Here is a 14442-nt window from a genome sequence, read left to right on the forward strand (position 1 = left end):
TGAGAAATATTGATAAAGTTGGTTTTCCATACGAAAAAAATATGCATGTTTGATTCACTCCGCCACTGAGCCCTAACGGAGGGGCTGTTAGGGCTCAGTGGCGGAGCATAAGCGGATGCCGTCCTCCCTTGCGGGTTAACGTCATCCGCTCATGGTAGATCTTTGTGGGTTGGTTCGGGGAGTCTGGTATGGCGGTTGGTTTGGTGGATTTTATGTTGTGTAGTGATAGTCCCTAATTATGTTTGGTTCTGCTAGATCAATAGTAGAGCGTATCACCCTGCGTTGCGGGTGAGTGTGTGTCCTTTTTGGCTTGGCGGAGAGGTTATTTTGGTTCTGCTGGGATTACTAGTGTTGGCTATCACCCTGCGTTGCGGATGAGTGTGTGTCCTTTTTGGCTTGGCGGAGAGGTTATTTTGGTTCTGCTGGGATTACTAGTGTTGGCTATCACCCTGCGCTGCGGGTGGGTTTGTGTCCTTTTTGGCATTAGAGGCGATTTTATTTAGGAGGCTTGTGAAATGGATATTAAGCAGCTTCGTTATTTTTGTACGATCGTGGAGGAGAAGCAGATTACGCGAGCTGCGAAAAAGCTTCATATGGCGCAGCCGCCTTTGAGTCAGCAGTTGAAGCAGCTTGAGTCCGAACTTGAGGTGACGCTTTTTGAGCGAAACGGTCGTCTTATGGAAGTGACGGAGTGTGGGCTTGTGTTGTATACAAAGGCAAAAAAGATTTTAGCTGATTTGGATGAGACGGTTGTGGAGGTAAAGAGTACGGATGAAGGGTTAAAGGGTGTTGTTGCCGTTGGAGCGAGCAAGTCTTGTTTTTCGTATTTGCCAGCGCGTATTAAAGCGTTTCGTGAAACGTATCCGCTTGTAACATTTCAGCTCCGTGAGGGTGATACGTTTCATATTAGCGAGCTGTTAAAGACGCGTGCGATTGATCTTGCCGTAACGAGGCTCCCTCTTGAAAGCAGCGACCATGAGTTTTCTATGATTCCTCTTCCAAAGGAGTCCTATGTGTTCGTGATTCCGCAATCGTGGTGGCAGTTGGTTTCAAAGAAGACGTCTGTTCAGATGAAGGAGATACAAGATTTTCCGCTTTTGTTGCTTCATCGTATTAATGGCAAGGGGCAGTTTGAGATGATTGTGAATGAATGCAAGCGTCACGGGTTTAAGCCGAACGTGATTTTGGAATGCCCAGATGCGTCCATGATTTTATCGCTCGTCGAGTCAGAAGTTGGGGCAACAATCGTTCCAAAGTCGACGCTTTCCGCTATTCCCCAGCTAAATACGGTCGCGCTTTCGATTGAGGATTCCGAAATTGTCTCAGAGTCAGCCGTTATTTGGCTGAAGGATCGCTATTTGTCAAAGAGCGCTCAGCACTTTTTAGAATTGTTTCAACAAGACGTCATAAAATAATTGTTTGAAAGTTTACGAGTCTTCATATATGCTGTTAACGAAAACCCTTTCAATATCTCACCTCTTTTTTATAGAGCGTTTAGGAGTGAAGTCGATGAAGAATATACGAATTAAACTTACTGGTTCACCCACTCTAAAAGAAGCTTCTATTCACCAAGATTTCCATTCCATTACCCTTTCAACACAGACCATTCAGCTCGAAAATCTCATCTGCGATCCGCCCGTTCATGGAACGGTATACGGCACGCTTTTAAATTATAAGGGAGAGCTTGAAGCATTAGGTGATCAGGTACATAATGCGCCGTATCAAAAGCCACCTGTGGCACCGGTTTTATACATTAAGCCTGTGAATACCTTATCTGGTATGCATCACTCTATTCCACTACCTGCTGATGCCACTCATCTTTCTGTTGGGGCAGCTTTGGCTGTCGTTTTTAACGAAACTGCATCAAACGTTACGGAGCAAAAAGCGCTAGATTACGTGTTAGGTTATACGATCGCTAATGATGTGAGTATTCCGCACGATATGTATTTCCGTCCGGCGATTAAGCAAAAAGCACGAGACGGATTTTGCCCCATCGGTCCTTACATTATCCTGAAAGAGCATGTCAAAGACCCAGATCATCTTACAGTTCGAGTTTTCGTAAACGGCGAATTAAAGCAGGAAAACACAACCGCAAATCTTATTCGCTCTGTTTCCAAGCTTATTTCTGATGTCTCATCATTTATGACCTTTTACAAAGGCGATGTTTTACTGATCGGGGTTCCAGAGAATAAACCGCTTGTTCAAAACGGTGATGTTGTGCGCATTGAACTAGAGGGCATTGGGTATTTAGAAAACGTCGTTCAGCTTGAGGAGGTAAAAGGATGAAAAAAGCGCGCGTTGCTTATAATGGAACGATTCATAACGCTGTTGGAGTAGAAGAAGGATTGCAGCTTCCAAGCGGCCAAATCGTCGAAGAAAATGACGTCATTTTCCTTCCTCCTGTTCAACCTAAAACCGTGTTTGCGCTCGGATTAAACTACGCAGATCATGCGAAGGAGCTGTCCTTTAATGCGCCGACCGAGCCGCTTGTGTTTTTAAAAGGACCAAACACATTTGTTGGGCACAGATCGAAAACGGTTCGTCCTCTTGATGCGACGAATATGCACTATGAATGTGAGCTTGCGGTCGTCATCGGTCGATCAGGAAAACATATTAAAAAAGAAGAGGCCTATGATTATGTTGCGGGCTATACCGTTGCAAATGACTATGCTGTTCGAGATTACCTTGAAAATTACTATCGCCCGAACCTAAAAGTAAAAAACCGTGATACGTGTACTCCGATCGGCCCGTGGCTTGTTGATGCATCAGACGTAGGAGATCCGATGAATTTAAGCTTGCGTACGGTTGTAAATGGAAACGTGACGCAGGAAGGCAACACCCGAGACATGATTTTTGATATCCCAACGCTCATCGAATATTTAAGCAGCTTCATGACCCTAAACGAGCACGATATTATTTTAACAGGCACTCCGGAAGGTTTAGTGGACACGAAGATTGGAGATGAAGTAACGGTTGAAATCGAAGGAATTGGTCGACTAACGAATTGGATTGTTAGCGAATAGGAGGAATAGCCATGCCTCATTTCACTTTGGAATATACCGATAATATTAAGCAGGAAGCGCGCATATCACTACTTTTAGAAAAGGTGAATGATCTACTAATTTCAAAGTCTCCCCTTTTCCCTGTCGGTGGCATTCGCTCGCGGGCAATTGAACTTCACGACTATCGCGTTGCTGATGGAAAGGAAGACGATGCGTTCGTTCATGCAACGTTAAAAATTGGCGCGGGGCGTTCAGAAGCTGATAAAAAAAACGTATGTGAGGAGCTGTTTGCCGTCATAAAGGAGCATTTTGCTGAAATGTACGAACGACGCTATTTAGCCCTCTCGTTAGAGCTGATCGAATTCAGTGAAGCAGGCACGTACAAGCATAATAATATCCATGGGCGATTTCGGAAATAGTGGTATAACCAAAAAATAGCTGACGAAAAGCTCTATTAGCTATTCAATGATCAGTCAACTGATTTTTATATCGATAAAAAACGAACGTCACTCCCCTATGAAGAGTGACGTTCGCTGTTTGTGATTAGTTTGCAAATGGAATCCATGACATATAGAAATTCACTTTTTTCTTCGTGCCTGTATTCACCGTATAAAATCGATACGAGTAGCCATTCGGAATTTTTGGTGACGTAAAATGAGTTGTTCCATTTTTTGTAGCCGTTACAGTTTTGACCGTTTTCCAGCTGTATTTGCTGTTTTTACGAGTTTGAATGTAAACTTTATAAGAGCCGCTCACAGAACTATTTGACTTAATGTAACCGTTTGTTAAGCTAAATGTTTTGACTCTAGAATCATACTTATCTCCATAAGCTTTAGATGTTACATAGTTCGTGAAATATCCACTTCGAGTTAATTGAACTTCAAAACCTGCTGCTTCTGCTTTACTTGGAGTTGCAAGACCAGTAGCAGAAACACCACCGACTAATAGAGCTACGCTCATTGCTGTTGATAATAACATTTTCTTCATGATGAGAACCTCGCTTATGTAATTGGTATGATGAACTTTCAATTTATAGCCATCTACTAGTATATCAGTGCTCACCACAAATGGAATGAGCCATAAATAGCAAATTAACTAGTTCTATAGTAAGGTCTTTTACATATGCGTTAATTCAACCACTCAACAATCCAAACAATCGCATACATTGGCACAGCGACGATGAGCCCCCCTGCTATTAAATAGCTAAGCGACCGAATAATAAAGAAAAACCAATCACGAATTGCCCCTGCCAAATCATCAATAAATTGTAGCATTGCAAAACCTCCTCTTTTTAGTAGCTAAGCAATGGTGTATTTAAATATGAGCTCACCGTTTGGATCACGTTCGTTGATAAACGTAAAACCGATCTTGGTGTACAAGTGATAGGCCTGTCTATTTTCTTCAATAATGCTTAAGTAAACAACGTTAACCCCGTACTCTTTTGACACATGGTCAATGAGTTGTTTCATGGCTGTCTTCCCGTATCCTTTTCCCTGGTATTTTTCATCAATCATAATGCGATCAATCCACGTGTCACAAGAATCACCAAAGGAACCGTACATAGCAAATCCAATGATGATGTCATCATTATAAATAGCGACCGGTTTCCACTCAGAGTATGTATTGGCTTCTTGCAGACACTGATCGACCGTTTCGATAAAGGGTTCCTGCTCGCGCTTAATTTTTATGTTTCGAACAAGGGATTTGTTTGTGTCATCAATTGATTTAAAATGAATGTTTGCCATTTTTGTTGCCCTCCACTACGTGTAGAAGAAATTCACTTCCATCACTACTTTCACCCAACTTACCATAAGATCCATTATTTGTTAATACAAACTTGTTCGTGTACAAGTTTGTACTATTTTTCTAAACATCCGTTCCTCCTGTGGTAAAATTAGTAAAAAACATAGTGGATAGTGTCATTGGAGGAAATACATATGGTTGTAAAAATTAAAAAATATCATGGGAGAAACGAAGATCAGTTGATGGAATTGCTACAGGCATGCTTTGAGGAAAAAAGTGTACGTGGTCTGATGAATCGTGCGCATGATGTGTACGCAGCTATGGTCGGTACAGAGCTCGCCGGAATTGTATTCTCATGGTCAAATAGCTTTCACCCATTTTGCACATACATACGAATGTTATGTCACCCCTGTTATCGACATTTACAGGTAGAGGAGAAATTAGTAGAGAAGGCTCTAGACAATCGAAAAGACTCACTTCCCCTTCAGACGTCGATTTGGGAAACGTCTGTTAACTTGAAAGAGCTGTATACGAAAAAAGGATTCAAAGAAATTAGACGAACGTACATGACGACGTTAAAGGTCGCTCATGTAGTGGAACATCCTTTTGGTCGTCCTGAAAATGTTGAGCTAAAAACCCTTGCTGATCTAGCAGCAAATAAGCATTTAACAGATGAATTAGCGGGTCTTGTGAAGCGCAATTATGAAGAGACACACCTTGACAATCCGGTTGCTCACTTTTCAGTAAGTGAATGGAAAGACATAATTTTTGCTGACGATGTGATTAAAAACGGAAGTTATGTTCTAGTCGATCAAAACGAACATCATATCGCGGCGTATTCGTTTCTCCATGAAGGCTCGCAGGAAAACTTCGTGGAATTAGGGTGGTTTGGTGCGTCAGATAACGAGGCTCTCATTCTCCCAATCATACAGCAACAAATTTTAGATTCGCTCAACAATGGAATAGAGTTAATTACGGGAGAGTTTGATACGACAAGCACCTATGCAATGAACGTATTAAAGCATTTCCCATTTGCGCCAAGTCCGACTTGGATCACCTATCGGTTGACATAGAGACTATCACAAAAAGGTGCTTTTAAAGCACCTTTTGCACCTAGTATACGGTTAAGTTTTCGTGACAACCTGCCTTCATTTTTTCAAGTTCGAGTAGCCACGCTTTTCGCTGCAGACCCCCTGCATATCCACCAAGTTCACCGTTTGAAGTAATGACTCTATGACAAGGAATGAGAATAGCAATTTGATTCGCTCCGTTTGCGCGTGCTACGGCACGGTATGCTTTTGGATTACCCGCTTGAATGGCCAGTTCCTTGTAGCTAATCGTTTTGCCAGGGGGAATTTCGCCTAGTAGTCGCCAAACGTTTTTCTGAAAGCTTGATCCAATTTTATCAGTAAGCGGAATGTCAAAGGAAGAGCGGTCCCCTTCAAAATATTCCCCAAGCTGCTGTTCAAGATCTTCAAGAAGTTCATTTGTACCTGGAACGATTGCGACAGACAATTTGACACGCATTCGTTCAATTTCTTTTTCAAGTCCTCTTCGATCCACAAATTCCAATAAATAAAGCTCATGCTCATCCCCAATCGCAAGCATTGAACCTAACGTTGTTTCCATCCATTTGGCTGTTAACAGCGTAATGTTTTTGTTTTTTTTCGGGACATCGCCCATAATTCGCGTAAAAGCATCGCGAAATCCGTTGCTTGATTCAAAGCCACTGTCCATTTGCGTATAGATAAGCGGCTTACCGTTTCGGATGTGCTGAAAGGCTGTGCCGAGACGCCTTGCTCTTGCATACTCAATAAACGTCATGCCAAATTGCTTTTTAAATTGGCGTCTCGCTGTATTAGCGCTAATAGCTAGATCATCAAAGTCCTTATCGCTCCATTTTCGCTGCGGGTTTTCTTCAATGGCCTCTACTAGTTTTTTCACTTCAGATGATAAGGTGCTCGGTGTATTCAGCGGCTGACATCTCTTACAAGGTCTGTAAGAGGCAAGAGCCGCCTCCTTCGCTGTTCGGAAAAATTCGCAGTTTTCTTGTTTCGGCTTTTTCGCAGGACATGTTGGTCGGCAAAAGATGCCGGTTGTCCTCACACCGACAAAAAATGTTCCCTCGTAGCTTGAATTGCGCTCGATAAGCATTTGATAAAACGTATCCACTTCTTTTTGGTCACGAATCATACGGTGGTCCTCCTACACTTTTTTCTAATCTTCTATTATCGTCATCATACCAAACTCCTCTCCGTAAAAAACCAAAAAAATTAACACCAATTTTTCTTCAAAAGAAAAAGATAGAGGAAATGTCCTCTATCTCCGTAGAACTTATTTTTGCAGCGCCTCATAAACAGCCGTCACGACGCTACCATATTTCCCGGTTCCAAACGCATCTCCGGCAAATTTGTTCGAATCCACCTTCGGATCAACAAGTGGAGAATGCTTTTTATTGGTAAGTAGCACAATCCCGAGATTTTCCTCGCGGTCGATAACGGTCAGCGTTCCAACCCAGCCTGTATGACCAACGACGTTCTCACTCGCATATGGACCAAACATCCACTCCATGCTCGCGTCTCCATTTCGTCTCCAGCCTAATCCGTACGTAGGATTTAGTTCTGATGGCTGAACAAATTCATCAATTGTCGCTTTGTCAAACAGCTTTACGTTTCCATATCCACCGTTATTCAGCATAACTTGCAGGAGAACGGCTAAGTCGTTTGTATTTGAAAATAATCCTGCGTGACCAGACACCCCGCCCATCGAGTAAAAGGCTTTTTCATCATGAACTTCTCCTTGTAGAGTATATGTACGAACGTTCGGAAAGTTAATGACTCCATCACGGGTATTCCCCATTAATTCCGTTGCGGCAAAGTCACGAGGCTTAAATCCCTTTTGAAGAGGGTTAAACATCGTATGCTTCAGCCCTAGCGGCTTATAGATATGATTTTCTACGTACCGATCAAGCTGTTCACCCGTAATGTTCTCAATAATATAGCCAAGCAGCATATAATCGACGTCACTATAGATGTTTTTCGTTCCAGGTTCATATTGAAGCGGTGTTTTGGAGATCAGTTGAAGCGTTTTGGCACGTTCCTGGGAATAAAGTGCCCCTCCACCTGCAGTTGGTTTAAAATATTGAGGATCTGGTGGGAAACCTGCGCTGTGATGAAGGATATCAATAATACGAAGCGTATCTTTTCCTTTAATTTGGTCACCAGGCTGGTCATGAAATTCCGGAATGTAGTCTTGTACACGAGCATTTAGATTAATCTTTTTCTCACTTACAAGCTTTTGAAGGGCAAAATTGACCGCATACATTTTCGTATTGGACGCAAGGTCAAACATCGTATCGGTTTTCATTTTTTGAGGGTGCTTCAGCGGTGTTAAGCCGTCATATTTTTTGGCGTAGCCATAGGCGGTGTTTTTGACGATTTTGCCGTCTTTTACAATAAGAAGAACAGCACCAGGAAACCCATTTTTTACGTCTTCCTCAATAAGCTGATCAACTTTTTTTAGTTTTTCGGATGAAAACCCAACGTCTTCAGGATGATTTGTCTTTTTCAAAGTGGGATACCTCACTTGCTTACCATGGTTTGGATGATGATCTTTCGATGCGACAACCGATGTACCTGATGCTGACACGGTTACCGCACCTGAAAATAGCAGTGATAATGATAAAGCTGATGAAATAACAGTAGAACGCTTCATAACAAAATCCCCCTCTTCCTTAACGGAATCTTCTATTCTAGTAATCTTCCTATTTTTATTGTAAGCGATTCGATAGTCGAAATATATTCGATAGAAGACCTATTAATAAATTGGAAGGAAGAGGAATTTATGTGTCATAAGGCATGTGAACCAATATAAAAAATATGTCTAAATACTCAGATAATTATTTTTTATAAAGCAAAAAGCTTTTTAAATTTTGCAAAGGCTGGCGGTGTAGTGACAGCTGAAAAGTGTTTATATAAAAGCTCTTTTGCTTCTTTTTTTGTACCACGAAACGTTTCTACTCTGTTTTTTTGCACCCAGTGTGTCATTGTTTCAAATGACGTGCTACTCCAGCTCTTCTTTTCCCCTAACTCATTGTGTTTTTCTTTAATACCTGAAACGACAATATCCATGTTTCCTTGAAGTTCCACTAAAGCTTGATCAAACCGTTTCTTCTTCTCTTTTTCTCTCATTTCCGCTTGTGTGCGAAGCAACCTTGTGTCAATGCCTTCATTAGCTTCAATAATGTCAAAAAGCTGAAGTGCTTCTTTTGAGAGATTTCCATTCTCATAACGCTCTTTTAGTGAATCTTCGCTTCCAAGAAGGACTTGAACGAGTGGAAATAGCTCTTTTGAAATAAGAATGGATTTCTTTTTCACAAACTTTCCGTAGGCGGCAACCCCGTCTGCTGCAAATTTCGTTCTCCACGTCCACGGATCATTTGGTTCATCCGTGTACCAACACTCTCGATTTGTTATGCTTTGTAAGGACGGAAACTCTGGAAAAAGTGGAGCAAGCGGTAAGAAACCGAGTTCGCTTACTACTTGCTTTGCCTCTTCATACGTATTAATTAAGTTATCGTTCATTTCGTTGTCTCCTTCATTCGTATATAACAACTATTTCGGGAGATGTTTGATAAATCCTCTTTATTCACGAATGTTCGTTCGTATTATTTTTAGAGCGTTTATAGCGAGCAAGATACGGAAAGAGCACAATCATAAGTACAAGATAAACACAAACAAAAATAATCTGGTAGCGAACTGCGAGGTGATAGCGATTAAGGAAAACATTGATCATTGTGAGGAGTGTAGCAATGAATACCCCCATTATTAATCGAGTCCAAAATGTAACCGTATGTTCAGTTCCACAATTTTTACACGTTAAGGGTGAATATAAAAATGCGTTAGCTTTCCATACTTCTTTCCACGAAAATGATTGTCCACAGCACGTGCATTTTTGCATATTTTCCCACTCCTTATTTAAGTAACTCTATAAAACCATACCCGTTCATCAACGTAATAGTGCTCTGTTTCTTGAAAGCCGATGGATTTATAAAGACGCGTCGCTTTTTGATTCTCATCATACACCGTTAAACGAATTTCTTCGCACAGTGGAAAGCTAGTTCGTATCCATTCGATAAGCGCTAAGATAGCTGCCTTTCCGTATCCTTTTCCTTGGTAAGCGGAGTCAATCAAAAACCCGTTAATCCAATACATGTTTGTACTACCTAGTTCATAGGCATGCATCACAAACCCTACCATTTTCTCTTTATTGTAAATCGCAAATGGAACGTAAGTGATGTGATCACCGTCAGGCTTTACATATGTTTTTGCAAGAGAGACGGCGACGCTAGGAACGAAGTGTTGCTGCCCCTTCTCTACTTGAAGTGCAATTGCGTCTTCCCAATTTTGTCTCGTAATTGATTTTAGCTTAATATCCATCGTTAAGGCCCTCCGTTAAAAAAAAACTGAATGATCTCTCCTCTAGTTTATACGAATAGACAGGATAGAAGTTTCATGAATGGATGAAAAAGGGAAAATAGCATCGTATTTGTACATGGCAAGATGATGAATGGTGTACGCTATGGAAGTAAAAGTGAAAGGTTGTGTAAACATGAAGTTATCAGGAAATACGATTTTAATTACGGGCGGTGCCTCAGGGATTGGCCTTGCATTCGCAGAGCAGTTTCTAACACGTGACAATACGGTTATTATCGTCGGAAGACGTGCAGAAAAACTGGCAGAAGCGAAAGAGAAATTACCTTCTCTTCACACACGTGTTGCCGATGTTTCCAAAGAGGCAGAGCGAATAGAACTAATCCGCTCTGTGACAGAGGAATTTCCAGGTCTTAATGTCCTTGTGAACAATGCAGGTATTCAACAGCGCGTAAATCTTCTACGTGCTAAAAACGATTGGTCCTACTATCAAAAAGAACTAGCTATTAATATTGAAGGACCGATGCATTTGTCCATGCTTTGCGTGCCTTATTTTAAAGAAAAAGAACATGCAGTAATTATGAACGTCACGTCAGGTTTAGCGATTCAACCAGGCGTTTGGGTACCTATCTATAGCGCCACAAAAGCAGCGATACACTCCTTCTCTCTAACACTTCGTGAGCAGTTGGCAGAAACGAGTGTGGAAGTGATTGAAGTCCTTCCCCCTGCCGTAAACACGGACTTGGGTGGTGTTGGTCTTCATACGTTCGGAGCCCCGCTCGATGATTTTACAAAAGGAATTTTTGCAGGGCTCGAAGCACAGAAACTAGAAATAGGCTACGGCGGAACGGAAGAACGTCTTCATGCTTCAAAAGACGAGACAGAACAAGGAATGAAAACGGCGTGGAACAACTTTTTATCGAAAAACCCTGATTTTTAATACGTCTACGACCAAAGATGAAAGCCAACTTGTGTTAAAATTAACCATAAGTTGGCTTTTTATTTTGGAATGAAAGGTGTACAGACAATGTCAAAATTTATCGTAAATGTCGTTCAACAACGAGCAAGTTCTTATGAGATAGGCGTCACGCTTGGGAAAACCATTAAAAATTCACCGCTTCTTGCGACGTTTGCCTCCGTCACAAAATCTGCTGTTACTCTATCAGAAATGGAATCCGTCTTTAAAAGCTTCTCTCCTCAACTCATTGATGAGCTAAAAGGAATAGCGGACGGCCTCGAGATCCCATATGAGAAAGCGGCCTCGCTTTTTAGTGGTTATGACGTTCCGACTCTTCCTGAAATGGGCTGCTCTGCATTCGTAAACAGCCTCTATTATATGCGAAATTACGATTTTTCACCCCAAATATACGACGGAATTTTTTCCCTGATCCAACCAGACCAAGGTTACGCATCATGTGGCTATAACCTTCAGCTGATTGGTCGACATGAAGGAGTAAACGAACACGGATTAGCCATTGGTCTTCATTTCGTAAACAATAAGGAAACACAGCAAGGAATAGCGGCGTGGACGAGTGTAAGAATGGTCCTAGAACAATGCCGTTCAACAGATGAGGCTATTACGCTACTAAAAGAAATACCTCATGCCACGTGCTACAATTTTTCTGTCGGGGATCAAAATGGGCATACGGCTGCCGTTGAGGCAAGCCCTTCCCTCGTCATGGCGCGCGAAGGAGTACCGCTTCTTTCCTGTGTAAATCACTTTCAGCAAGAAGAGATGAGCAGTAAAAATCGTCAAGCTACGCAAGGATCAACAAAACGAAACGACTATATTCATAGTTTAGGAAATAACCAATCGTTTAAAGAATTATTTCACGCATTTAGCGATGATGATTCACCTTTGTTTTACACAGATTATGAGCAATTATTTGGTACGATGCATACATTTGGTTATTCATTCCGTGATCAGCAAATCATCACAGCACTTGCACGTGGAGAAGTGACATCCTTTTCGTTCCGCGAATGGGTAGACGGACATGATCTAGATGCGACGTTTTTTGAAGGAATGATTAAGTAGATTTATAGAAAGCATGTAAAGAAAAAAAGGCTTCTGATGTTAACCGTCAATAGCCTTTTTCCTTCATTGTCATTTTAAATACCTTCTGATCTGCGGTTATCCTGAGGAATTCCTCACAGCCCAGCTAAAATGGTTACTTTCGGCCAAATTTCCTGCCAATTCTTCTGTTTAACTCGGTTTTCATAAAGCTGTAGCCTGTTTTTATCTTTTTTAAAGTAAGAAGTAGGTGCAAGCGTCATCGTCAAAAGGTCTTCCACTCCACACGGTGCCGCAAGCTTAATCTCCCCTGCCTCATCTAACGTTACGCCAAAAGCCGTAGCGGTTTCAGGAAATTTTGAAATGGCATCTACAGTCGATGTGTAAGGCGCAAGACCATTCACCGTATGCATTCGTGCTTCGTTTTTCACAGACCATGGTATAGAGGGATTGATTTCTCGCAAACGCTGTTCGAGCTCTTTTTCAAATGCTTCGTCAATTTCTTCTGGGTCAAAATACACGACATCAACGTCTGGCATGGGTGTTCGCTCCTCGTAATCATGCAACGTATCCCACACTTTGGAGCGGATGAAACCAGCGCACACCCACCAGTCAGGAAGATTTAATGCCGCAGCTCCCCGTAGAATCTCCATCATCCACTCGTCCTCTTTAATAAGATTCGTAATGTCCTGCCTCGTTTTTAGCATTAAAACTCTCCTCCGTTACACGATAAATGACCATTTTATATCGTCCCCAGTCTTTAGATAGCTCGTCCAAATGAACGACTTTCCAGGGATTAAAAATTGTTTGGCCATTTTTGTTAAAAAACAACTGATTTCCCAAGCAATAAGAAGCATGCTGAATCGTTCCATGATCATCTAAAAAAGTAATGATGTCTCCTTCTTGAAACGTTTCTGTATGTATTTGTTCGTAGCCTGCCATCTGTAGGCCGCATCGTAACGTTTCTTGATGAACCCACTCCGTTAAGATCCATTCTTGCTTGGTAACGGCAAATAGAACGGTTGATAAGCAGTTACTCCCACTGTCTGCTGGGAATGTATTCACGTATTTTCCTAGAGATGGATGAATAGTGTCAGGAGCTAGCTGACTGCTGTCGCTCTCCCATTCTTTTGCATATAAACGCAGTACTTCTTTTCTTGTTTCTGTTGATAGTTCTTGCCACATATAGGCTTGAACGACGACAACCTTTGATTCAATCCCTGCTAGATAATGAATGGGTACCTCCTCTTTATTTGGAAAACTAGCGAGGGGAAAAATTAGCCCACGCTGCAATTCGTATTGCCTTGCAAACAGCTGCTTTTTCTTTTGATTCGTCAGCTTAGTGACCCACTCTGGTTGGGCAACAATGACATACTCATAGTCATCTTTAATGCTCCAATACTCATAGCTGTTCACTAATTGGATATTTTGATAGGAAGAGTGCTGCTGAAATTCCTTTTTCGGTAATACAAGCACAGACCGCAAGTAGTCTTGAAATAAGGTTAAGTCATCTTGATAAATAAAAAACAAATCGACCGTCGGTACATAGTTTTTTATCCACGATTGTAACACGTCTTCTGTCGGTTGAATGGTTATTTTCATTGTATCCCACCTGTTCATAATTTCCACTCAAACCACCGCCCATGACCTTCTGTTTGGAGAATGTATGTAATATCTGTCTCATAACACTTACAAAAGCTCTTAAATAATGAAAACGCTTCTCGTGTGTTAGCAACGTCGTGTATAAGACTTGGATACATTGCTTTTAGCGGATGATCGATTCCCCGCAACAGCAAGTAATGTACAGCGCCCAGAAAAAGGTTCGGGATGGGCTGTCCTGACCTACAGTAGGAGGCAAGCTGTAGTAAATCATCGTCTTTGGCAATTTCAAGAGAAGGCGTTTGATAAAGTGCACTTGATCCTTCACACTCTGCATCTGCCAATGTTTGAAACGTTTGTCTTAGCCGCTCGAGTTCTTCCGTAGTAGCACTCATATCCGTTACTCCCCCTTCTAATCCACGTTCTTCTATTATACTATCGACGAAAAACCCGTTCAATTAAACTTGAATTATATGGTAAAACGAAGGGCGTTATTTTATACATAGTTTGGAGGAGATCGTATGATTAAAAGACGTTACGAAGATCGTACAGCTACCATCCCTTCAGTTAGTTTATTTAAAACCAAAATTGACATAAAACGAGCGAGGATCGTTTTAGAAGCGATCCTCGCTCGTCATAATAAGCCACTCCTTTG

Annotated in this window: 18 protein-coding genes; 7 read left to right on the forward strand and 11 right to left on the reverse strand. The window is 41.6% G+C overall.

The genetic code is table 11. The annotated features are described in order from the left end of the window. Positions 1-515: 515 nt before the first annotated feature. The 4 genes from AMD01_RS09370 to AMD01_RS09385 all read left to right on the forward strand — a co-directional run bounded on the left by AMD01_RS09370 (position 516) and on the right by AMD01_RS09385 (position 3421). Complete coding sequence (locus AMD01_RS09370; protein ID WP_053401144.1) at positions 516-1415, forward strand: LysR family transcriptional regulator; 900 nt, start codon at positions 516-518, stop codon at positions 1413-1415. A gap of 94 nt (positions 1416-1509) precedes the next feature. Next, entirely contained in the window at positions 1510-2286 is a 777-nt protein-coding gene (locus AMD01_RS09375; protein WP_053401145.1) for a fumarylacetoacetate hydrolase family protein, read from the forward strand. Further along, on the forward strand, positions 2283-3023 hold the full coding sequence (locus tag AMD01_RS09380; RefSeq protein ID WP_053401146.1) for a fumarylacetoacetate hydrolase family protein: 741 nt from the start codon (positions 2283-2285) through the stop codon (positions 3021-3023). The genes AMD01_RS09375 and AMD01_RS09380 overlap by 4 nt, the downstream gene beginning before the upstream one ends. Positions 3024-3034: 11 nt before the next feature. Next, entirely contained in the window at positions 3035-3421 is a 387-nt protein-coding gene (locus AMD01_RS09385) for a 5-carboxymethyl-2-hydroxymuconate Delta-isomerase (RefSeq protein ID WP_053401147.1), read from the forward strand. 124 nt (positions 3422-3545) lie between these two features. Here AMD01_RS09385 and AMD01_RS09390 read toward each other — a convergent pair whose 3' ends face one another. From AMD01_RS09390 to AMD01_RS09395, 3 genes are all read right to left on the reverse strand, one after another. Continuing rightward, positions 3546-3989, reverse strand: a complete 444-nt coding sequence (locus AMD01_RS09390; protein ID WP_053401148.1) for a hypothetical protein — start codon at positions 3987-3989, stop codon at positions 3546-3548. Positions 3990-4129: 140 nt separating this feature from the next. Next, positions 4130-4276 carry a hypothetical protein gene (locus AMD01_RS24460; RefSeq protein WP_169775948.1) on the reverse strand — a complete coding sequence of 49 codons (147 nt, stop codon included), beginning with the start codon at positions 4274-4276 and terminating at the stop codon, positions 4130-4132. A gap of 24 nt (positions 4277-4300) precedes the next feature. Next, entirely contained in the window at positions 4301-4747 is a 447-nt protein-coding gene (locus AMD01_RS09395; protein ID WP_053401149.1) for a GNAT family N-acetyltransferase, read from the reverse strand. A gap of 192 nt (positions 4748-4939) precedes the next feature. On the opposite strand from AMD01_RS09395, the gene AMD01_RS09400 reads away from it, so the two are divergent. Further along, positions 4940-5818 (forward strand): GNAT family N-acetyltransferase, encoded by an 879-nt coding sequence (locus AMD01_RS09400; RefSeq protein ID WP_053401150.1) that lies wholly within the window; start codon positions 4940-4942, stop codon positions 5816-5818. A 40-nt stretch (positions 5819-5858) separates the two neighbouring features. Here AMD01_RS09400 and AMD01_RS09405 read toward each other — a convergent pair whose 3' ends face one another. The 5 genes from AMD01_RS09405 to AMD01_RS09425 form a co-directional block, all read right to left on the reverse strand. Then, positions 5859-6938 carry a bifunctional transcriptional activator/DNA repair enzyme AdaA gene (locus tag AMD01_RS09405; RefSeq protein WP_053401151.1) on the reverse strand — a complete coding sequence of 360 codons (1080 nt, stop codon included), beginning with the start codon at positions 6936-6938 and terminating at the stop codon, positions 5859-5861. A gap of 141 nt (positions 6939-7079) precedes the next feature. Then, positions 7080-8459, reverse strand: coding sequence for a penicillin binding protein PBP4B (gene pbp4b, locus AMD01_RS09410; protein ID WP_053401152.1), 1380 nt, complete (start codon positions 8457-8459; stop codon positions 7080-7082). Positions 8460-8650: 191 nt separating this feature from the next. After that, complete coding sequence (locus AMD01_RS09415) at positions 8651-9328, reverse strand: AlkZ-related protein (RefSeq protein ID WP_053401153.1); 678 nt, start codon at positions 9326-9328, stop codon at positions 8651-8653. A 64-nt stretch (positions 9329-9392) separates the two neighbouring features. Continuing rightward, complete coding sequence (locus AMD01_RS25065) at positions 9393-9704, reverse strand: TIGR04104 family putative zinc finger protein (protein ID WP_053401154.1); 312 nt, start codon at positions 9702-9704, stop codon at positions 9393-9395. 17 nt (positions 9705-9721) lie between these two features. After that, the gene (locus tag AMD01_RS09425) at positions 9722-10183 is read right to left on the reverse strand and encodes a GNAT family N-acetyltransferase (protein ID WP_053401155.1); all 462 of its coding nucleotides are present in this window, start codon (positions 10181-10183) and stop codon (positions 9722-9724) included. A 172-nt stretch (positions 10184-10355) separates the two neighbouring features. On the opposite strand from AMD01_RS09425, the gene AMD01_RS09430 reads away from it, so the two are divergent. Both AMD01_RS09430 and AMD01_RS09435 read left to right on the forward strand, forming a co-directional pair. Then, positions 10356-11117, forward strand: coding sequence for an SDR family oxidoreductase (locus AMD01_RS09430; RefSeq protein ID WP_053401745.1), 762 nt, complete (start codon positions 10356-10358; stop codon positions 11115-11117). Between the two features lie 87 nt (positions 11118-11204). Next, positions 11205-12212: a C45 family autoproteolytic acyltransferase/hydrolase gene (locus AMD01_RS09435; RefSeq protein ID WP_053401156.1), complete on the forward strand. Its 1008-nt coding sequence runs from the start codon at positions 11205-11207 to the stop codon at positions 12210-12212. Positions 12213-12325: 113 nt separating this feature from the next. On the opposite strand, the gene AMD01_RS09440 is transcribed toward AMD01_RS09435, so the two are convergent. From AMD01_RS09440 to AMD01_RS09450, 3 genes are read right to left on the reverse strand one after another with little or no spacing between them, the layout of a single operon-like run. Then, positions 12326-12895 (reverse strand): nucleotidyltransferase family protein, encoded by a 570-nt coding sequence (locus AMD01_RS09440; RefSeq protein ID WP_053401157.1) that lies wholly within the window; start codon positions 12893-12895, stop codon positions 12326-12328. Further along, positions 12858-13790: a hypothetical protein gene (locus tag AMD01_RS09445; RefSeq protein ID WP_053401158.1), complete on the reverse strand. Its 933-nt coding sequence runs from the start codon at positions 13788-13790 to the stop codon at positions 12858-12860. Before AMD01_RS09445 ends, AMD01_RS09440 begins: the two co-directional genes overlap by 38 nt. 14 nt (positions 13791-13804) lie before the next feature. Next, positions 13805-14182, reverse strand: coding sequence for a DUF2332 family protein (locus AMD01_RS09450; RefSeq protein ID WP_053401159.1), 378 nt, complete (start codon positions 14180-14182; stop codon positions 13805-13807). Positions 14183-14442 lie beyond the last annotated feature (260 nt).

The organism is Priestia koreensis (assembly GCF_001274935.1).
In the GTDB taxonomy this organism is placed as follows: domain Bacteria; phylum Bacillota; class Bacilli; order Bacillales; family Bacillaceae_H; genus Bacillus_AG; species Bacillus_AG koreensis.